The following is an 18,550-nucleotide window of genomic DNA, read 5'->3' on the forward strand; positions in this document are numbered from 1 at the left end:
CGGCCACCTCGCGGATGATGTGGATGCTTTCCGCCTCCAGCTGTTTCAGATGCGTCAGTTTGTCGACCATGGCTACTCACGAAAGCTTTCTTATGAACGGCCAGCGGGCCGTGTTCGAGCGGGGAATCCTAGCACAGCGAGCTTCTTCTAATCAGGACGCCAACTAGATCGAAAGAGCATATGAATATGCCCACTCGTTTGGGCAGCAAGCGCTCTTCTGTGGGAGCGGGCTGGCTTGCGAAAGCGCAGGATCAGTCGAAATCATTTTTGAATGACACACCGCATTCGCGAGCAAGCCCCCTCCCACCTTGGATCGATGTGATACGTCAGATCGGGTTCGGGCAATCGATGAAGATGTGTTCGAGGGCGAAGCGTTTGGCCAGGTAATCGCCCAGCGCCTGCACGCCGTAGCGTTCGGTTGCGTGATGACCGGCGGCGATGAAGCTGATGTCGTTTTCCCGGGCGCTGTGGAAAGTCTGCTCAGACGCTTCACCGCTGAGAAACAGATCGACACCCGCCGCCACACCGTGATCGATATAACCCTGGCCGCCGCCAGTGCACCAGCCAACCCGACGAATCATCGCACTGCCTTCGATCAGCAACGGCTCACGACCCATGACGTCCTGCACCTTGCGGGCGAAATCACGCGCAGTGACAGGTTCGTTCAGCGAGCCGACCAGACCGACGACTTTCAGATTGTCCGGATCCAGCGGGCCTTCAACGGTGATGTCCAACTGGCGCGCCAACTGCACGTTGTTGCCGACCTCGCAATGCAGATCCAGCGGCAAGTGGTAGGCGAGCAGGCTGATGTCGTGCTTGAGCAATGTCTTCAGGCGCCGCTGTTTCATGCCAGTGACGCACGGGTTCTCGCCCTTCCAGAAGTAGCCGTGATGCACCAGCACCAGATCGGCTTCGGCCTCGACGGCGGCGTCGAGCAACGCCTGACTGGCGGTGACGCCGCTGACAATGCGCATCACCTGCGGACGGCCCTCGACCTGCAACCCGTTGGGGCAATAGTCGGCGATTTTTGCACTGCCCAGGTAACGATCGGCTTCTTCGACGAGGGTGCTGAGGGCGACGGCCATGAAAGACTCCTAAATATCCCGTTCAGAGGCGCGCGCGGCCTCGTATAATGCGCGACATTATGGGCGGTCTGACCCCGCCTGCAACTTTTCCAGGACGTGCTTAATGTTCAAGGCGCTACGTTTTATGGGCTGGCCGCTGTTGGCCGGTGTGCTTATCGCTCTGTTGATTATTCAGCGTTACCCGCAATGGGTCGGGCTGCCGAGCCTTGACGTCAACCTGCAACAGGCCCCACAGACTACCAGCGTGCAGCAAGGGCCGGTGTCCTATGCGGACGCGGTGACCACTGCCGCACCGTCAGTGGTCAACCTGTACACCACCAAAGTCATCAACAAACCGGCGCATCCTTTGTTTGAGGATCCGCAGTTCCGCCGCTTCTTCGGTGACAACTCGCCCAAGCAGAAGCGCATGGAATCGAGCCTCGGTTCCGGCGTGATCATGAGCCCGGAAGGCTACATTCTGACCAACAACCACGTCACCAGCGGTGCCGATCAGATTGTCGTCGCGCTGAAGGATGGTCGCGAAACCCTCGCCCGTGTGATCGGCAGCGACCCGGAAACCGACCTCGCCGTATTGAAGATTGACTTGAAAAACCTGCCGTCGATTACCGTCGGGCGCTCCGACAACATCCGCATCGGCGACGTCGCGCTGGCCATCGGCAACCCGTTCGGCGTCGGCCAGACCGTGACCATGGGCATCATCAGCGCCACCGGGCGCAATCAGTTGGGCCTGAACAACTACGAAGACTTCATCCAGACCGACGCGGCGATCAACCCGGGCAACTCCGGCGGCGCGCTGGTCGATGCCAATGGCAACCTGACCGGCATCAACACGGCAATCTTCTCCAAATCCGGCGGCTCGCAGGGCATCGGTTTTGCCATCCCGGTAAAACTCGCGATGGAGGTGATGAAGTCGATCATCGAACACGGTCAGGTGATTCGTGGCTGGCTGGGCATTGAAGTGCAGCCGCTGACCCAGGAACTGGCGGAGTCGTTCGGTCTGTCAGGGCGCCCGGGGATTGTTGTCGCCGGTATCTTCCGTGACGGTCCGGCGCAGAAAGCCGGCCTGCAACTGGGCGACGTGATTCTGAGTATCGATGGCGAACCGGCCGGCGATGGTCGTCGCTCGATGAACCAGGTCGCGCGGATCAAACCCACCGACAAGGTGACGATTCAGGTGATGCGTAACGGCAAAGAACTCAAGCTCACCGCAGAAATCGGCCTGCGCCCACCACCGGCACCGGTGCAGGAAAAAGAACAGTAGGACTTTGTTCGCGCCGATGGCGCGAATAACAGACATTCTCAAAAGGCATGTTATATTGTTTCAATTTAACCATTGGAACAACATAACATGTCGTCTCGAACAAAGGCCTCTCTACTGGGCCTGACTCTCGGTCTGCCCCTGGGTTTATTGGGCGATCCGGCCTTCGCCGAAGATCAGATTCCGCTGGAACTCGACGCCATCAGCGTCACCTCCGATTACGAATCCCCCACCGGCCCGGTCAAGGGCTACCGCGCCACACGCTCCTCCAGCGCGACCAAAACCGATACCGCGATCCGCGACATCCCCCAAGCCATCAGCGTGGTGCCCGCCAGCGTGCTCAAGGATCTGGGCAGCACCAGCGTCGAGCGCGCACTGGAGTTCGCCGGCGGTGTGTCGAAGCAAAACAACTTCGGCGGCCTGACCCTCTACGAATACAGCGTGCGCGGTTTCACCACGTCGGAGTTCTACAAGGACGGTTTCAGCGCCAATCGCGGTTATCCAAGCACGCCGGACGCGGCCAATATCGAGCGCATTGAAGTGCTCAAAGGCCCCGCCGCCAGCCTCTATGGCCGTGGTGATCCCGGCGGCACGGTAAACATCGTCACCAAGAAACCGCAGGCTGAAGCCTTTAGCACCCTGCAAACCAGCGCCGGCAGTTGGGATCGTTATCGCACCGCGCTGGACATCAACACGCCGCTGGATGATCAAGGCGATGTGCTGTCGCGCATCAACCTCGCGGTCGAAGACAACAATAGCTTTCGCGATCACGTCGACAGCCAGCGCGTATTCGTCGCGCCTTCGATCAGTTGGCAGTTGAATCCGGACACGTCGCTATTGGTAGAAAGCGAAATCGTCCGTCACAGCTCCACCTTCGATCGCGGCATTGTCGCGCCGAACAATACATCGAGTGGAGTGTCGCGCTCGACCTTCCTCGGTGAACCGAACGACGGCAACATCGACAACCACAACAACCTGCTGCAGGCCACGCTTGAGCATCACCTCAATGACAGCTGGAAACTACGCCTGGCCAGCCACTACAAGGAAGGCAAACTCTGGGGCTTCGCCTCCGAAAGTCGTGCGCTGAATGCCGACGGCCACACCGTCAACCGCCGTTACCGCGAGCGCGACAATAACTGGCATGACAGCATCACCCAACTGGAACTGCGCGGCCTGTTCGACCTCGGCCCCTGGCAGCACGAACTGCTGATCGGCACCGAATACGAAAACTATCGCAAGAACGAACGGGTCACGACCCTCGCCGGCAGCCCGTATGCCATCGACATCTACCGGCCAATCTACGGTCAGCCAAAACCCGATGGCGCACGCTCAGGCACTGACTTGTTCGAACACGTCGAAAGTCACGCACTGAACCTGCAGGATCAAATCGTCTTCACGGACAAACTGCGCGGGATGATCGGCGCGCGTTTCGAACATTTCGACCAACGCATCGACGATAAAACCCGCAGTGCCAGCAGCCGACAGAGTCACGATGCCCTCACCCAGCGCGCCGGCCTGCTCTATCAGTTGACGCCCGATACCGGCCTGTTCGCCAACGCCTCGACCTCCTTCAAACCGAACAACGGCCTCGACGCCGCCGGCAAATCCTTCGCCCCGGAAGAAGGCGTTGGCTACGAAATCGGCATCAAGAACGAACTGTTCGACGAACGTCTGAGCAGCACCCTCGCCTTCTTCCACATCGACAAGGAAAACGTCCTTGCCCTCGACCCGGGTACCGACACCAGCCGTGCGATGGGCAAGGCGCGTAGTCGTGGCTTCGATCTGCAAGTGACCGGGCAAGTCACCGATGCCGTAAGGGTGATCGGGGCATTTGCCTACATCGACGCCGAAGTGACCAAGGGCGACGCGGTGATTGCCACTGGCAGCCGAATTCTCGGCGTGGCCAAGCGCAGCGGCAGTTTGCTCGGTGTTTACGAATTTCAGGATGGTCACCTGCGCGGCTCGGACGTCGGCGCAGCGTTTACGTATGTCGGTGACCGCTCGGGTGAGTCACGCAGTGACTTCGAATTACCGGCCTATCACACCGTCGATCTGCTGGCCCATTACAAGGCCAGCGACAACGTCACCGTTGGCCTGAACCTGAACAATCTGTTTGACGAAAAATACGACGAGCGCTCGTACAGCAACTACTGGGTCAACCCCGGCGAACCGCGCAATTTCACCGTCAGCCTGACACTCAACCTGTAAAAGGACGTCACCATGCAATACCGTAAAACCCTCCTGATCCTCGCCGCGCTGTTCGCCACACAAGCCACAGCCCATGGCCTGTGGACAGAACAACGCCGCGGCAACATCGAAGTGATCTACGGCCACGGCGCCGAAGACAATGCCTTCAAGGCCCAGAAAATCAGCGGCGCGTGGGCCTATGACGCGGGCGGCAAGATGATCCCGGTCAGCGTCGAGCGCCTTGCCGATCACGCCCGCCTGAAGCCGCTGAAAACGCCGGCGGTCATGGCGGTGGCGCTGAACAACGGGATGTGGTCGCAAACGGCTGACAAGAAGTGGATCAACGAAGGTCGCAGCAAAGTGCCCGGTGCAATCGAAGCGACGCAGACGTTCAAATACAGCCTGGCGATTTATCAACCGGGAGCGAAGTTGCCCAAGCTCGATCAGATCAAACTGCTGATTTTGCCGGAGGTCGATCCGCTAACCGTCGGGCCGGGGAATTCATTGCCGGTACGGGTTTTGCTCGATGGCAAACCGGCAGCGGGCGTGAAGTTGATCGGCGATTATCGGAGCGCGCCGAATACGCTGAGCACCGAGACCGACAAGGACGGGCGCGCGCAGGTGTTGGTACGAAATGAGGGGTTGAATGTGATTGCCGCGCAGGTTGAGGTGCCGGTGAAGGACAGTGTTGATGTGAACAGTCGAGGGTTGTTCAGTTCGCTGACGTTTTTGGGGGAGCCACATCACGAGTAAGGCTCAGGATTCGCGGCGCTGCATTCGCGAGCAAGCCCGCTCCCACATTTGATCGGTGTCGTGCACAAATCCACTGTGGGAGCGGGCTTGCTCGCGAAAGCGGTTCAGAGGTCGCCGAGCCCGTCGATCAACGCCTGATTCTGCTCCGGCGTGCCGATGGAAATCCGCAGGAACTGCGCAATCCGCGCCTGCTTGAAGTGCCGCACGATCACGCCTTGCTCACGCAATTTGGCCGCCAGCCCTGCGGCGTCATGTTGCGGATGCCGGGCGAAGATGAAGTTCGCCGCCGACGGTAGCACCTCAAAGCCCTTGGCCCGCAACTGCGCAATCACCCATTCACGGCTCTCGATGACCAAGCGACACGTCTTGTCGAAATACTCGCGATCTTCGAACGCCGCTGCTGCACCGACATTCGCCAGACGATCCAGCGGATAGGAGTTGAAGCTGTTCTTGATCCGCTCCAGCGCCTCGATCAGGTCCGGATGCCCCACCGCCAGACCGACCCGCAGGCCCGCCAGTGAACGGGATTTGGACAGGGTCTGCGTCACCAGCAGGTTCGGATAGCGATCCACCAGGCTGATGGCCGTCTCGCCGCCGAAATCGATATAAGCCTCATCGACCACCACCACCGAATCCGGGCTGGCCTTGAGGATTTGCTCGACCGCGTCCAGTGCCAGCAGGCAACCGGTCGGAGCGTTCGGATTGGGGAAAATGATCCCGCCGTTCGGCTTGGCGTAGTCCGCCGGATCGATCTGGAACTGCGCGTCCAGCGGCACCGCGTCGAACTTGATGCCGTACAACCCGCAATAAACCGGATAGAAGCTGTAGCTGATGTCCGGGAACAAGAGCGGCTGATCGTGTTGCAGCAAACCGTGGAAGATGTGCGCAAGCACTTCATCCGAACCGTTGCCCAGGAACACCTGATTGCTCTGCACGCCGTAGTAGTTGGCGACCGCGTTTTTCAGCAGGTCGCTGTTCGGGTCCGGGTACAGACGCAGGTTGTCGTTGAGCTCGGTCTGCATCGCCGCCAGGGCTTTTGGCGACGGGCCATAGGGGTTTTCATTGGTATTGAGCTTGACCAGTTTGGTCAGCTTCGGCTGTTCGCCCGGCACATAAGGCACCAGATCCTTGACGAACGGGCTCCAGAATTTACTCATGCTCAGTTCCCCTGCTTGTCGTCAATGATGCGGTATTCGGCGCTGCGCGCGTGGGCACTCAGCGATTCGCCACGGGCCAGCACGGATGCGGTTTTACCCAGCTCCGACGCGCCGGCCTCGGAGCAGAAGATGATCGACGAACGTTTCTGGAAGTCATATACGCCCAGCGGCGAGGAGAACCGCGCAGTGCCGGAGGTCGGCAATACATGATTGGGGCCCGCGCAGTAGTCGCCCAGGGCTTCGCTGGTGTGACGGCCCATGAAAATCGCACCCGCGTGGCGGATCTGCGGGAGCCAGGCTTGCGGGTCAGCGACCGACAACTCCAGGTGCTCCGGCGCGATACGGTTGGCGACTTCGATCGCCTGCGCCATGTCACGCACATGAATCAGCGCACCGCGACCATTGATCGAGGTTTCGATGATGGTCGCGCGATCCATGGTCGGCAGCAGTTTGTCGATGCTCGCGGCAACCTTGTCGAGGAACTCGGCGTCGGGGCTGACCAGAATCGCCTGGGCGTCTTCATCGTGTTCGGCTTGGGAAAACAGGTCCATGGCGATCCAGTCCGGATCGGTCTGACCGTCGCACACTACGAGAATTTCCGAAGGGCCGGCGATCATGTCGATACCGACCTGACCAAAAACGTGGCGCTTGGCTGTCGCTACATAGATGTTGCCCGGGCCGACCACTTTGTCGACCTGCGGCACGCTTTCGGTGCCATAGGCCAGCGCGGCAACGGCTTGTGCGCCGCCGATGGTGAACACCCGGTCGACGCCCGCGATGCACGCCGCTGCCAGCACCAGCTCGTTGATTTCACCACGCGGGGTCGGCACGACCATGACCACTTCGGTCACACCGGCGACCTTGGCCGGAATCGCGTTCATCAACACCGACGACGGGTACGACGCCTTGCCTCCCGGCACGTAGAGGCCTGCGCGATCGAGCGGCGTGACCTTCTGGCCCAGCACCGTGCCGTCGGCTTCGGTGTAGCTCCAGGAATCCTGCTTCTGTTTTTCGTGGTAGCTGCGCACCCGGGCTGCGGCTTTTTCCAGGGCTTCGCGTTGCGGCACGGTGATACGGGTCAGGGCCAGTTCCAGGCGCTCGCGCGGCAGGATCAGGTCAGCCATCGAGGCCACTTCCAGACCGTCGAATTTCTGGGTGAACTCGACCAGCGCCGCGTCACCGCGCTCGCGCACAGCCTTGATGATGTCCAGCACGCGCTGATTGACCGAGTCGTCAGACACACTTTCCCAGCTCAGCAGATGATCCAGATGATGCGCGAAATCCGGATCAGCAGCGTTGAGTCGGCGAATTGCAGTCGGTGCGGTCATAGCGAGAGCCTCATAGGAATGGCAAAAACTCAGGCGCCCTAACTTAGCAGTCGTTTCCGCTTGGGCACCTGAGATTCTGGCTATGAGGCGGATAGACGGGCGCGGCTCAAGGTCGCGCAGGTAGATCAGCCGCGGTGTCGCGATTCCACTGCGTTGCGCAGGGTGTCGATCAACGCCTGGATGCGGGCGTGTTGCATTTTCATCGAAGCTTTGTTGACCACCAGACGCGAGCTGATCGTGGCGATCAGTTCCTGAGGTTCCAGGCCGTTGGCGCGCAGGGTGTTACCGGTGTCGACCACGTCGATGATCTTGTCGGCCAGACCGATCAGCGGTGCCAGTTCCATCGAGCCGTAAAGCTTGATGATGTCGACCTGACGGCCCTGCTCGGCGTAGTAACGCTTGGCGACGTTGACGAACTTGGTCGCCACGCGCAGACGGCCCTTGGGCTCGATCGCGCCGATCTTGCCGGCGGTCATCAGTTTGCACTGGGCAATCTGCAGATCCAGTGGCTCGTACAGGCCCTGGCCGGTGTATTCCATCAGCACGTCTTTACCGGCCACGCCGAGGTCGGCCGCGCCATGTTCGACATAAGTCGGCACGTCGGTGGCGCGCACGATCAGCAGGCGTACGTCTGCCTGCGTCGTGGGGATGATCAGCTTGCGGCTCTTGTCCGGATTCTCGGTCGGCACGATGCCCGCTTCAGCGAGAAGCGGCAGGGTGTCGTCAAGGATGCGGCCCTTGGACAGTGCGATGGTCAACATGGGAAACGTCAGTCCTTATCAAGGTACTCATGTCCGGTCGCAATCGGCGCCGGACACACATCGAGCCGGCAACCGGCTCGACTCAAAACGAATTCAACGGGCACATCCTTGTGCCCATGCAGCAGCTATTAGCCCGGAACGCGACGGATCTTGGCGCCCAGCATCTGCAGTTTTTCTTCGATGCACTCGTAACCACGGTCGATGTGGTAGATGCGGTCGATCAGGGTATCGCCTTCGGCAACGAGCGCCGAAATCACAAGGCTTGCCGAAGCACGCAGGTCGGTTGCCATCACTGGCGCGCCTTTGAGGACTTCAGTACCGGTGACGATGGCGGTGTTGCCTTCGACCTGGATCTTGGCGCCCATGCGGTGCAGTTCGTAGACGTGCATGAAGCGGTTTTCGAAGATCGTCTCGATCACTGCGCCAGTGCCTTCGGCAATGGCGTTGAGCGAGATGAACTGTGCCTGCATGTCAGTCGGGAACGCCGGGTACGGCGCAGTGCGCACGTTGACCGCTTTCGGGCGCTTGCCATGCATGTTCAGCTCGATCCAGTCTTCACCGCTGGTGACCTCTGCGCCGGCTTCACGGAGTTTTTCCAAAACCGCTTCGAGGATGGTCGGATCGGTATCCTTGACCTTCACACGACCGCCGGTCACTGCAGCGGCCACCAGATAGGTGCCGGTTTCGATACGGTCAGGCATGACTTTGTAGAAACACGAACCCAGACGCTCGACGCCATCAATGGTGATGGTATCGGTGCCAGCACCGGAAACCTTGGCGCCCATGGCGTTGAGGAAGTTCGCCAGGTCCACCACTTCAGGCTCACGCGCGGCGTTCTGCAGCACGCTGCGGCCCTTGGCCAGAGCAGCAGCCATCATGATGTTTTCGGTACCGGTCACACTCACGGTATCGAAGAAAAAGCTCGCGCCGCGCAAGCCGCCTTCAGGCGCCTTGGCCTTGATGTAGCCACCTTCGACGTCGATTACCGCGCCCATGGCTTCCAGGCCACGGATGTGCAGGTCGACCGGACGCGAGCCGATGGCGCAACCGCCAGGCAGGGCGACTTCGGCTTCACCGAAACGGGCAACCATCGGGCCCAGCACCAGGATCGACGCACGCATGGTTTTCACCAGTTCGTACGGAGCGATCAGGGTCTTGATGGTGCGCGGGTCGATTTCGACGCTGAGTTTCTCGTCGATCACCGGCTCAATGCCCATGCGACCGAACAGCTCGATCATCGTGGTGATGTCGTGCAGGTGAGGCAGGTTGCCAACGGTCACCGGGCCATCGCACAGCAGGGTGGCTGCCAGGATCGGCAGGGCGGAGTTCTTTGCCCCGGAGATGCGGATTTCGCCATCAAGACGAACGCCGCCGGTAATAATCAGTTTATCCATAAGAATCTCGACGCCCTTAGGCTCAGGTGCGCTCGGCCCAGGCCGCGCTGCTGAAAAATTTCATAGTGACCGCATGGATGCTGCCATCGGTGATCCATGGGTTCAAATGGGCATAGATCTGCTGCTGACGCTTCACCGGGCTCAACGCCGCCAGTTCATCGCTAATCACGTTCAGCTGGAAATTGCAGCCTTCGCCCTCAACTTCTACCAACGTTCCGGGCAGCTTTCCTTCAAGGAAGCTCTTCACTTCTACGGCCTGCATGCTCAACCTCAATCGGCGCCCTGTGCGCACGGGTCGGACATCATACAAAAAAGCCCCGCGCCTGCGAACCCCGCATGGCAGGACTCTGACGGGGGGCTTCTTTATCGATGCGAATTCAGTGTAGCGCCAGCACTTCGGTCAGCTCGCTGACCTGAGCGATTTCGCGCATGTCATCGGGCAGTGCCCGGATGCTGACAGCCTTGCCGGCGGCTTGAGCATCGCGCATGAAGCACAGCAGCAACGACAAACCGACGCTGCTGGACTTCTTTACGCCCGAGCAGTCGATGACCAGCGACGAAGCCTTGCTGGACTTGATCAGCGCCTGCCCTTCCTTGCGCAGGTCAGGCCCGGTGCGGTAGTCCAGCACTCCGCTGAGCAAAAGCTCATCGACATCACTCATACGCACTGCCGCCTCTTTCATTGCGCTGGCTTCACGGCAGCTTTGTCGGTTTCTTCTTTGGCTTTGGCGACTTCACCGGCCCAACCGTTGATGGTCGCGTCCAGGTTGTTGCCATTGCGCTGCATCGCATCAGAGAACTGATCACGGAACAGCTTGCCAATGTTGATACCGTTGATGATCACGTTGCGCAGTTTCCACTCGCCGTTGATCTTCTCGAGCGTGTACTGCACTGGATAGATCGCGCCGTTGTTGCCTTTGACGGTCATGCCGACGCTGGTGCGATCGCCGGACTCGTCCTTGGCCGGATCAACAGTGATGCCCTGGTTGTTGTATTCAAGCAAGGCGTTGCCATAAAACTGGAACAGGCCTTTCTTGAAGTTTTCCTGGAACGTCTGCATCTGTGCCGGCGTCGCCTTGCGCGAATACTTGACCGTCATGATGCTTTTGGAAATGCCTTCGGCATCCACCACAGGGCCGACAATGGTGTTCAGCGCGGTATAGAAATCCTGCGGATCCTGTTTGTACTTTTCTTTATTGGCCGCCAGATCAGCCAACATCCGGTTCGTGGTGTCCTGAACCAGATCATGCGCCGACTGCGCCGCCACAGCAGTGCCCATCAATGGCAATGTCGCAAGCAGCACCAACAGTCCACGTCGCAAGGTAGAGATCATTCAAAAGCTCCTCATTTGGCGTCTTTGCTAACGGTATTGAGCAGGAATTTACCGATCAGGTCTTCCAGTACCAGTGACGACTGCGTGTCGTGAATGGTTCCACCATCCTTCAGACGGGTGTCTTCCCCGCCCACGCTGATACCGATGTACTTCTCGCCCAGCAGCCCAGCGGTCAGGATAGACGCGGTGGAGTCGGTCGGCAGATTGTCGACGTTTTTATCCACTTGCAGAGTCACCCGACCCGTGAAGCTGTCGTGATCCAGATCGATTGCCGTGACCTTGCCGATCGTGACACCAGCCATGGTCACTTTGGCTCTGACCGTCAAACCGGCGATATTGTCAAAGTAGGCATAAAGTTTATAGGTGTCGGTGGTCGAAGTCGGAGACAGGCCACTGACCCGCAAAGCAAGCAGCAGCAAAGCCAGGATCCCTGCCAGCAGGAACAGGCCGACACCGATTTCCAGGGTGCGGTTTTGCATCAGAAATCTCCAAACATCAAAGCGGTCAGAATAAAGTCCAGGCCGAGCACTGCCAGCGAGGCAAACACTACGGTCTTGGTGGTGGCACGACTGATCCCCTCGGAAGTGGGCTCACAGTCATAGCCTTGGAATACGGCGATCCAGGTCACTACGAAGGCGAAAACGATACTTTTGATGACACCGTTGAGCACATCACTGGTGAAGTTCACGCTGTTCTGCATGTTCGCCCAATAGGAGCCTTCATACACGCCCAGCCAGTCGACAGCCACCCACGAGCCGCCCCAGATGCCCACCACGCTGAAAATCATCGCCAGCACCGGCAGGGAGATGAAACCGGCCCACAGACGCGGCGCGATAATGTACTTGAGCGGGTCGACACCGATCATTTCCAGGCTGGAAAGCTGTTCGGTGGATTTCATGTTGCCGATTTCTGCGGTCAATGCCGAACCGGCACGCCCGGCAAACAACAGCGCCGTCACCACCGGGCCCAGTTCACGCAGCAGGGTCAGAGCAACCATCTGCCCTACCGCCTGCTCCGAACCGTAGCTCGACAGAATGCTGAAACCCTGCAGCGCCAGCACCATGCCGATGAAGATACCGGAGACCACGATGATCACCAGCGACATGACGCCCACCGAATGCAACTGTTTGATCAGCAGGCCAAAACCGCCGCTGATGCCGCCACGACCGATCAAGGCGTGAAACAGGAACAGCGTTGCACGACCAAACACCGCAATGGCGTCGATCGCCGCTTCGCCGAACCGGCGTACGCGTTCTATTAATGAAATTCTGCGCATCAGCGCTTCCCCAGAAGATCTGCGCGGTAATCCGTCGCTGGAAAGTGGTACGGCACCGGGCCGTCAGGATCGCCCGTCATGAACTGACGAATACGCGGCTCGTGCGAGTTCATCAATTCGTCCGGCGTGCCCTGCCCCAGTACCTGACCGTCGCCGACTATATAGAGGTAGTCGGCAATGCTCGCGGTTTCGGCCAGATCGTGGGACACCACGATGCTGGTGATTCCCAGCGCATCATTGAGCAGACGGATCAAGCGTACCAACACACCCATGGCGATCGGGTCCTGGCCCACGAACGGCTCGTCGTACATGAGGATCTGTGGATCGAGCGCAATTGCGCGAGCCAGAGCCACGCGACGCTTCATGCCGCCAGACAGCTCATCGGGCATCAACTCGATGGCGCCACGCAAGCCAACGGCCTGCAGCTTGAGCAGGACGATGTCGCGGATCATTTCTTCCGGCAATTGGGTATGAACGCGCAGGGGAAAAGCGACGTTCTCGAAAACATCGAGATCGGTGAACAGCGCACCGCTCTGAAACAGCACGCCCATGTGCTTGCGTGCATCGAACAGATCGCTGCGCGAAAGCTGCGGCAGGTTCTGACCGTTCACCCAGACTTCGCCACTGGAAGGACGCAACTGTGCGCCCATCAACCGCAGCAGGGTGGTCTTGCCACACCCGGAAGGCCCCATGATGCCGGTGACCTTGCCGCGCGGGATGCGGATATCGACGTTATTGAAAATGCTGCGCGCACCGCGCTTGAAGGAGACTCCCTTCAGCTCGACCGCGTAGGCGTTATCGGCACTCATCTAAACTCCTTGCGATGCAGCCTCTCACTCGGACGCCTGGCTCTACTTAAAAAGCACTTACATCCCGGGCAGGCCGAACTGGCGGCGAACTATATCACTGCAAAGGCCAAGCGCCCAAGGCTTGTACCGGGCTGTATTCAACGGTAAGGGGGAGACTGGAGGCCGTTTTGCCGGGTTTTGGTCGCGGGGAATGCTAAAGCACGACGAACTTGCGTGAGGCTTTGCAACATAACCGCTATAATCGCCGCCTTTTCATCGGGCTATACGATTTCTGACATGAGCCAATCCAGCGACCTGATTCAATCGGCACAACGCACCATCCGCCTCGAAATGGAAGCCGTAGAAGGCTTGTTGCCCCATATCGACGCCGATTTCGTACGCGCCTGCGAGATGATTCTGGCCAGCAAGGGCCGTGTGGTGGTGGTCGGCATGGGCAAGTCCGGACACGTCGGCAACAAGATTGCTGCGACCCTGGCCAGCACCGGCACCCCGGCTTTTTTCGTACATCCGGCCGAAGCCAGCCACGGCGACATGGGCATGATCACTCGCGATGACGTGATCCTGGCCCTCTCGAACTCCGGCTCGACCAACGAAATTGTCACCCTGCTGCCTTTGATCAAGCGTCTGGGCATCCAGTTGATCAGCGTGACCGGCAACCCGGCCTCGCCACTGGCGAAGGCTGCCGAGGTCAACCTCAACGTTCACGTCGAGCACGAAGCCTGCCCGCTGAACCTGGCGCCGACGTCCTCGACCACCGCTGCACTGGTCATGGGTGACGCCCTGGCCGTTGCATTGCTGGAAGCGCGCGGCTTTACCGCTGAAGATTTTGCTTTCTCTCACCCGGGCGGTGCGCTGGGTCGTCGTCTGTTGCTGAAAGTGGAAAACGTCATGCACAGCGGGCAAGAGCTGCCACAAGTGCAACGCGGCACTCTGCTCAAGGACGCTCTGATGGAAATGACCCGCAAGGGTCTGGGCATGACCGTGATTCTTGAAGCCGACGGCAAGCTCGCCGGGATTTTCACCGATGGCGATTTGCGCCGCACGCTGGATCGCAGCATCGACATCCGCAGCGCGACCATCGACCAGGTGATGACAGCCCACGGCAAGACCGCCCGACCCGAGATGCTCGCCGCCGAAGCCCTGAAAATCATGGAAGACCACCGAATCAACGCGCTGGTAGTTGTCGATGAGGAAGATCGCCCGGTCGGCGCCTTCAACCTCTCCGACCTGCTGCGCGCAGGAGTGATGTAATGAGCACCGATCTGCTGCAACGCGCAAAAGCGATCAAACTGGCGGTTTTCGACGTCGACGGCGTCCTTACCGACGGACGCCTGTACTTCCTTGAAGACGGCAGCGAGTTCAAGACGTTCAACACCCTCGACGGTCAAGGCATCAAAATGCTGATGAACGCTGGCGTGCAGACCGCCATCATCAGCGGCCGTAAAACGCCCGTGGTCGAGCGCCGAGCGAAAAACCTCGGCATCGCGCACCTGTTTCAGGGCCGCGAAGACAAATTGGTGGTTCTGGACGGTCTACTTGAGCAACTGGGCCTAAGCTATGAACAGGTCGCCTACCTCGGTGACGACCTGCCCGACCTGCCGGTGATCCGCCGCGCAGGCTTGGGCATGGCCGTGGCCAACGCCGCTGATTTCGTCCGCGAACACGCCCATGGTGTGACCCGGGCCCGCGGCGGCGAAGGTGCCGCCCGTGAATTCTGCGAACTGATCCTGCGCGCCCAGGGCCGCCTCGATGCGGCCAACGCCGCGTACCTGTGAGCCAAAAAATGTTCAGCAAAAAATTTCGTAACTTCCTGCTCTTCGCCTGTATAGCCGCGATATTCGCGGCGGTCGGCTATTGGAACATCAGCCCGGAACGCTTTCTCGACAAACCGCCAACCTCGTCGGTAGACACCCCTATCGACTGGTATGCGACCAACACGCATACCTTGCAATACCTTCCGGACGGCAAAGTGCAGTATGAAATGACGTCCGACAAGGCCGAACACGTCAAGGCGACCGACATCACGCTGGTGACCAAGCCCGACCTGAACATGTACCGCGGGACAGCGTTCCCATGGCACGTGACCAGTGAGCGCGGCGAAGTGAACTCGGGCGGCACCGAAGTCGAGTTGATCGACTCGGTACGCGTCAAGCGCACCGATGAAAAGAACCGCGACACCCTGATCACGTCGACTCGCATGACGGTGTTCCCGCAGCAGCAATATGCGCAGACCGCGCAACCCGTTAGAATCGACGGCGCTGGGGGTGTATCGACTGGCGTGGGAATGAAAGCGTATCTGAAGGAAAGCAGGATACACCTGCTATCGAACGTAAGAGGACAGTATGAGGCTCGTTAAAACCCTCCCTATTTTGCTCAGTCTGGGCGCAGCACTGGGAAGCGTGAGCGCCTGGGCTCTGCCGAACGATCAAGAGCAGCCGATCCGCATTCAGGCCGACGATGCCCAACTGGACGACAAGAATGGCGTTGCCACCTATAAAGGCGACGTGATCATCACTCAGGGCTCGATGAAGGTTACCGGCAACACCGTGACCATCACTCGCACTCAGGCCGGTGACATCGACGTGGTGACCTCGGTGGGCAACCTTGCCTACTTCGAGCAACTGCAAACCGCCGGCGACAAGAAACCCGTTCAAGGCTGGGGCGTAACGATCCAGTACCACGCAGCGCAGAACCGCGTCGTGCTGATCGACAAGGCCAAGGTTGTCGACAAGGACGACAACATCACCCAAGGCGAGAAAATCGTCTACGACACGGTGAAGAAACTGGCCAGTGCCGGCCGTGCCACCGGCAGCAAGGTCACCGAGTCGCGTCCGCGCATCGACATGGTGATCCAGCCGAAGAAGAAAACCGACGAGAAAACCCAGTAATGGCCACTCTGAAAGCTCAGCATCTGGCCAAGGCCTATAAAAGCCGCCAGGTCGTGCGTGACGTCAGCCTGTCGATCGACAGCGGCCAGATTGTTGGCCTGCTCGGCCCGAACGGTGCCGGCAAGACCACATGCTTCTACATGATTGTCGGCCTGGTACAGGCCGATCAGGGCCGCGTGCTGATCGACGATCTGGACGTCAGCCACCAGCCAATGCACGGTCGCGCAAAGGCAGGTATTGGCTATCTACCGCAAGAAGCCTCGATCTTCCGCAAGCTGTCGGTGGCCGACAACATCATGGCCATCCTCGAGACTCGCCAGGAGCTCGACAAGGCCGGCCGTCGCAAGGAGCTGGAAAGCCTGCTGCAGGAATTTCACATCAGCCACATCCGCGACAACCTGGGCATGAGCCTGTCCGGTGGTGAACGCCGCCGAGTGGAAATCGCGCGTGCTCTGGCAACCGCACCAAAATTCATCCTGCTCGACGAACCGTTCGCCGGTGTCGACCCGATCTCGGTCGGCGACATCAAGCAGATCATCCACCACCTCAAGGCCAAGGGCATCGGTGTACTGATCACCGACCACAACGTGCGTGAGACGCTGGATATCTGCGAAACCGCTTACATCGTCAACGACGGCCAGTTGATTGCCGAAGGCGACGCAGAAACCATCCTGGCCAACGATCTGGTCAAGGAAGTGTATCTGGGTCACGAGTTCCGCCTGTAAACGCGACAGCGCCCGGAGAGACGCGCGGGCGCTGTATCGATTCAAGCAGGATTTAATACGCTTTAATTGTTACAACGCTCTAGGCAAACACTTCAGTTTCAGGCATATAATTTGCTTAAGTTTGGCGCTTCGGCGCTCTGTAGTGGATGGCGCATGTGCGCCGGCGAATAAGGTGTTAAGCCCCTGCCATGAAACCATCGCTAGTCTTGAGAATGGGCCAGCAGCTGACGATGACACCGCAGCTGCAACAGGCCATCCGTCTGCTCCAATTGTCGACCCTGGATCTGCAACAGGAAATCCAGGAGGCCCTGGAATCCAATCCGATGCTCGAACGCCAGGAAGAAGGCGACGACTTCGATAACTCGGACCCTCTGGCCGACAACGCCGAGCAAAAGCCCAACACCGAAATTCAGGAACCGTCCTATCAGGAAACCGCTCCGACGGTGGACAATCTGGAAGATGGCGAATGGAGCGAGCGTATCCCCAACGAGCTTCCGGTCGACACGGCCTGGGAGGACGTCTACCAGACCAGTGCCAGCAGCCTGCCCAGCAGCGATGACGACGAATGGGACTTCACCACTCGCACCTCCGCCGGTGAAAGTCTGCAAAGCCACCTGCTTTGGCAGCTCAATCTCGCGCCGATGTCAGACACCGACCGACTGATCGCCGTCACCCTGGTCGACTGCATAAACAACCAGGGTTACCTGGACGAAACCCTCGAAGAAATCCTCGAAGCGTTCGACCCGGAACTGGACATCGAACTGGACGAAATCGAAGCCGTTCTGCACCGCATCCAGCAGTTTGAACCCGCTGGCATCGGCGCCCGCAACCTCGGCGAATGCCTGTTGCTGCAACTGCGCCAGTTGTCGGCGAAGACACCATGGCTGACTGAAGCGAAACGTCTGGTCACCGACTACATCGACTTGCTCGGCAGCCGCGATTACAACCAGTTGATGCGGCGCATGAAGCTCAAGGAAGATGAACTGCGTCAAGTCATCGAACTGGTGCAGAGCCTCAACCCGCGTCCGGGCTCTCAGATCGAATCCACTGAAGCCGAATACGTCGTCCCTGACGTCATTGTGCGCAAGGACAATGAACGCTGGCTGGTCGAACTGAATCAGGAATCAGTGCCCCGCCTGCGGGTCAACGCCCAGTATGCCGGCTTCGTAAGACGCGCCGATACCAGCGCCGACAACACTTTCATGCGCAACCAGTTGCAGGAAGCCCGCTGGTTCATCAAGAGCCTGCAAAGCCGCAACGAAACCCTGATGAAAGTGGCCACCCAGATCGTCGAGCATCAACGCGGCTTTCTGGAATACGGGGACGAAGCCATGAAGCCACTGGTGCTGCATGACATCGCCGAAGCGGTTGGCATGCACGAATCGACGATTTCCCGAGTGACCACGCAGAAGTTCATGCATACCCCGCGCGGTATCTATGAACTGAAATACTTTTTCTCAAGCCACGTCAGCACCTCCGAAGGCGGTGAATGCTCGTCCACGGCGATCCGCGCGATCATCAAAAAACTGGTTGCTGCGGAAAATCAGAAAAAGCCGTTGAGTGACAGCAAGATCGCTGGGTTACTGGAGGCACAAG

The 18,550-nt window shown here is 59.2% G+C and carries 20 protein-coding genes and 1 pseudogene; 9 read left to right on the forward strand and 12 right to left on the reverse strand.

Going from position 1 to position 18,550, the window contains the following annotated elements; all coding sequences use genetic code 11:
- Positions 1-70, reverse strand: a 70-nt coding sequence (locus ACIOWA_RS20455) for a hypothetical protein (RefSeq protein WP_400755473.1), incomplete at its 3' end; no start/stop codon positions are given.
- 256 nt (positions 71-326) lie between these two features.
- Positions 327-1,085, reverse strand: coding sequence for a Nif3-like dinuclear metal center hexameric protein (locus ACIOWA_RS20460; protein WP_401161608.1), 759 nt, complete (start codon positions 1,083-1,085; stop codon positions 327-329).
- 103 nt (positions 1,086-1,188) lie between these two features.
- Here ACIOWA_RS20460 and algW point away from each other — a divergent pair, with 103 nt between their 5' ends.
- The 3 genes from algW to ACIOWA_RS20475 all read left to right on the forward strand — a co-directional run bounded on the left by algW (position 1,189) and on the right by ACIOWA_RS20475 (position 5,283).
- Positions 1,189-2,346 carry a Do family serine endopeptidase AlgW gene (algW, locus tag ACIOWA_RS20465; protein ID WP_221730023.1) on the forward strand — a complete coding sequence of 386 codons (1,158 nt, stop codon included), beginning with the start codon at positions 1,189-1,191 and terminating at the stop codon, positions 2,344-2,346.
- An 87-nt stretch (positions 2,347-2,433) separates the two neighbouring features.
- Positions 2,434-4,551 carry a TonB-dependent siderophore receptor gene (locus ACIOWA_RS20470; RefSeq protein ID WP_401161610.1) on the forward strand — a complete coding sequence of 706 codons (2,118 nt, stop codon included), beginning with the start codon at positions 2,434-2,436 and terminating at the stop codon, positions 4,549-4,551.
- 12 nt (positions 4,552-4,563) lie between these two features.
- Entirely contained in the window at positions 4,564-5,283 is a 720-nt protein-coding gene (locus tag ACIOWA_RS20475; protein ID WP_339431762.1) for a DUF4198 domain-containing protein, read from the forward strand.
- 104 nt (positions 5,284-5,387) lie between these two features.
- Here the strand turns inward: ACIOWA_RS20475 and hisC are convergent, their stop codons facing one another.
- The 10 genes from hisC to ACIOWA_RS20525 form a co-directional block, all read right to left on the reverse strand.
- The gene (hisC, locus tag ACIOWA_RS20480; RefSeq protein ID WP_401161612.1) at positions 5,388-6,440 is read right to left on the reverse strand and encodes a histidinol-phosphate transaminase; all 1,053 of its coding nucleotides are present in this window, start codon (positions 6,438-6,440) and stop codon (positions 5,388-5,390) included.
- A 2-nt stretch (positions 6,441-6,442) separates the two neighbouring features.
- Positions 6,443-7,768, reverse strand: coding sequence for a histidinol dehydrogenase (gene hisD, locus ACIOWA_RS20485; protein ID WP_401161614.1), 1,326 nt, complete (start codon positions 7,766-7,768; stop codon positions 6,443-6,445).
- Between the two features lie 125 nt (positions 7,769-7,893).
- Positions 7,894-8,529 carry an ATP phosphoribosyltransferase gene (gene hisG, locus ACIOWA_RS20490; protein WP_401161616.1) on the reverse strand — a complete coding sequence of 212 codons (636 nt, stop codon included), beginning with the start codon at positions 8,527-8,529 and terminating at the stop codon, positions 7,894-7,896.
- Positions 8,530-8,657: 128 nt separating this feature from the next.
- Positions 8,658-9,923, reverse strand: a complete 1,266-nt coding sequence (murA, locus tag ACIOWA_RS20495) for a UDP-N-acetylglucosamine 1-carboxyvinyltransferase (RefSeq protein ID WP_045122295.1) — start codon at positions 9,921-9,923, stop codon at positions 8,658-8,660.
- Positions 9,924-9,945: 22 nt separating this feature from the next.
- Positions 9,946-10,185: a BolA family protein gene (locus ACIOWA_RS20500; RefSeq protein ID WP_007912386.1), complete on the reverse strand. Its 240-nt coding sequence runs from the start codon at positions 10,183-10,185 to the stop codon at positions 9,946-9,948.
- Between the two features lie 115 nt (positions 10,186-10,300).
- Positions 10,301-10,606 (reverse strand): STAS domain-containing protein, encoded by a 306-nt coding sequence (locus ACIOWA_RS20505; protein WP_339431759.1) that lies wholly within the window; start codon positions 10,604-10,606, stop codon positions 10,301-10,303.
- A complete protein-coding gene (locus ACIOWA_RS20510; protein ID WP_339466226.1) occupies positions 10,603-11,256 on the reverse strand; it encodes an ABC transporter substrate-binding protein in 654 nt (217 codons plus the stop codon). The genes ACIOWA_RS20505 and ACIOWA_RS20510 overlap by 4 nt, the downstream gene beginning before the upstream one ends.
- A gap of 11 nt (positions 11,257-11,267) precedes the next feature.
- Entirely contained in the window at positions 11,268-11,735 is a 468-nt protein-coding gene (mlaD, locus tag ACIOWA_RS20515; RefSeq protein WP_339431757.1) for an outer membrane lipid asymmetry maintenance protein MlaD, read from the reverse strand.
- Complete coding sequence (mlaE, locus tag ACIOWA_RS20520; protein WP_401161619.1) at positions 11,735-12,532, reverse strand: lipid asymmetry maintenance ABC transporter permease subunit MlaE; 798 nt, start codon at positions 12,530-12,532, stop codon at positions 11,735-11,737. The genes mlaD and mlaE overlap by 1 nt, the downstream gene beginning before the upstream one ends.
- Positions 12,532-13,341, reverse strand: a complete 810-nt coding sequence (locus tag ACIOWA_RS20525; RefSeq protein WP_339431755.1) for an ATP-binding cassette domain-containing protein — start codon at positions 13,339-13,341, stop codon at positions 12,532-12,534. The genes mlaE and ACIOWA_RS20525 overlap by 1 nt, the downstream gene beginning before the upstream one ends.
- A gap of 276 nt (positions 13,342-13,617) precedes the next feature.
- Between ACIOWA_RS20525 and ACIOWA_RS20530 the strand changes: the two genes are divergently transcribed.
- The 6 genes and pseudogenes from ACIOWA_RS20530 to ACIOWA_RS20555 form a co-directional block, all read left to right on the forward strand.
- Positions 13,618-14,592: a KpsF/GutQ family sugar-phosphate isomerase gene (locus ACIOWA_RS20530; protein WP_339431754.1), complete on the forward strand. Its 975-nt coding sequence runs from the start codon at positions 13,618-13,620 to the stop codon at positions 14,590-14,592.
- Entirely contained in the window at positions 14,592-15,116 is a 525-nt protein-coding gene (locus tag ACIOWA_RS20535; RefSeq protein ID WP_339431753.1) for an HAD family hydrolase, read from the forward strand. Before ACIOWA_RS20530 ends, ACIOWA_RS20535 begins: the two co-directional genes overlap by 1 nt.
- A gap of 8 nt (positions 15,117-15,124) precedes the next feature.
- Complete coding sequence (gene lptC / locus ACIOWA_RS20540) at positions 15,125-15,697, forward strand: LPS export ABC transporter periplasmic protein LptC (RefSeq protein WP_339494018.1); 573 nt, start codon at positions 15,125-15,127, stop codon at positions 15,695-15,697.
- The gene (gene lptA / locus ACIOWA_RS20545) at positions 15,684-16,229 is read left to right on the forward strand and encodes a lipopolysaccharide transport periplasmic protein LptA (RefSeq protein WP_339431751.1); all 546 of its coding nucleotides are present in this window, start codon (positions 15,684-15,686) and stop codon (positions 16,227-16,229) included. The genes lptC and lptA overlap by 14 nt, the downstream gene beginning before the upstream one ends.
- Positions 16,229-16,954 (forward strand): LPS export ABC transporter ATP-binding protein, encoded by a 726-nt coding sequence (gene lptB / locus ACIOWA_RS20550; protein ID WP_008085069.1) that lies wholly within the window; start codon positions 16,229-16,231, stop codon positions 16,952-16,954. Before lptA ends, lptB begins: the two co-directional genes overlap by 1 nt.
- Before the next feature lie 242 nt (positions 16,955-17,196).
- A pseudogene (locus tag ACIOWA_RS20555) lies at positions 17,197-18,550 on the forward strand (RNA polymerase factor sigma-54); the annotation flags it as partial.

The sequence above is a fragment of the Pseudomonas sp. NPDC087614 genome (assembly GCF_044743485.1).
GTDB lineage: Bacteria > Pseudomonadota > Gammaproteobacteria > Pseudomonadales > Pseudomonadaceae > Aquipseudomonas > Aquipseudomonas baetica_A.

What these genes read in the sequence shown, in the direction of transcription:
- ACIOWA_RS20460 (WP_401161608.1), bottom strand. Translation starts at nt 1,085, where the DNA reads ATGGCCGTCGCCCTCAGCACCCTCGTCGAAGAAGCCGATCGTTACCTG.
- algW (WP_221730023.1), top strand. Translation starts at nt 1,189, where the DNA reads ATGTTCAAGGCGCTACGTTTTATGGGCTGGCCGCTGTTGGCCGGTGTG.
- ACIOWA_RS20470 (WP_401161610.1), top strand. Translation starts at nt 2,434, where the DNA reads ATGTCGTCTCGAACAAAGGCCTCTCTACTGGGCCTGACTCTCGGTCTG.
- ACIOWA_RS20475 (WP_339431762.1), top strand. Translation starts at nt 4,564, where the DNA reads ATGCAATACCGTAAAACCCTCCTGATCCTCGCCGCGCTGTTCGCCACA.
- hisC (WP_401161612.1), bottom strand. Translation starts at nt 6,440, where the DNA reads ATGAGTAAATTCTGGAGCCCGTTCGTCAAGGATCTGGTGCCTTATGTG.
- hisD (WP_401161614.1), bottom strand. Translation starts at nt 7,768, where the DNA reads ATGACCGCACCGACTGCAATTCGCCGACTCAACGCTGCTGATCCGGAT.
- hisG (WP_401161616.1), bottom strand. Translation starts at nt 8,529, where the DNA reads ATGTTGACCATCGCACTGTCCAAGGGCCGCATCCTTGACGACACCCTG.
- murA (WP_045122295.1), bottom strand. Translation starts at nt 9,923, where the DNA reads ATGGATAAACTGATTATTACCGGCGGCGTTCGTCTTGATGGCGAAATC.
- ACIOWA_RS20500 (WP_007912386.1), bottom strand. Translation starts at nt 10,185, where the DNA reads ATGCAGGCCGTAGAAGTGAAGAGCTTCCTTGAAGGAAAGCTGCCCGGA.
- ACIOWA_RS20505 (WP_339431759.1), bottom strand. Translation starts at nt 10,606, where the DNA reads ATGAAAGAGGCGGCAGTGCGTATGAGTGATGTCGATGAGCTTTTGCTC.
- ACIOWA_RS20510 (WP_339466226.1), bottom strand. Translation starts at nt 11,256, where the DNA reads ATGATCTCTACCTTGCGACGTGGACTGTTGGTGCTGCTTGCGACATTG.
- mlaD (WP_339431757.1), bottom strand. Translation starts at nt 11,735, where the DNA reads ATGCAAAACCGCACCCTGGAAATCGGTGTCGGCCTGTTCCTGCTGGCA.
- mlaE (WP_401161619.1), bottom strand. Translation starts at nt 12,532, where the DNA reads ATGCGCAGAATTTCATTAATAGAACGCGTACGCCGGTTCGGCGAAGCG.
- ACIOWA_RS20525 (WP_339431755.1), bottom strand. Translation starts at nt 13,341, where the DNA reads ATGAGTGCCGATAACGCCTACGCGGTCGAGCTGAAGGGAGTCTCCTTC.
- ACIOWA_RS20530 (WP_339431754.1), top strand. Translation starts at nt 13,618, where the DNA reads ATGAGCCAATCCAGCGACCTGATTCAATCGGCACAACGCACCATCCGC.
- ACIOWA_RS20535 (WP_339431753.1), top strand. Translation starts at nt 14,592, where the DNA reads ATGAGCACCGATCTGCTGCAACGCGCAAAAGCGATCAAACTGGCGGTT.
- lptC (WP_339494018.1), top strand. Translation starts at nt 15,125, where the DNA reads ATGTTCAGCAAAAAATTTCGTAACTTCCTGCTCTTCGCCTGTATAGCC.
- lptA (WP_339431751.1), top strand. Translation starts at nt 15,684, where the DNA reads ATGAGGCTCGTTAAAACCCTCCCTATTTTGCTCAGTCTGGGCGCAGCA.
- lptB (WP_008085069.1), top strand. Translation starts at nt 16,229, where the DNA reads ATGGCCACTCTGAAAGCTCAGCATCTGGCCAAGGCCTATAAAAGCCGC.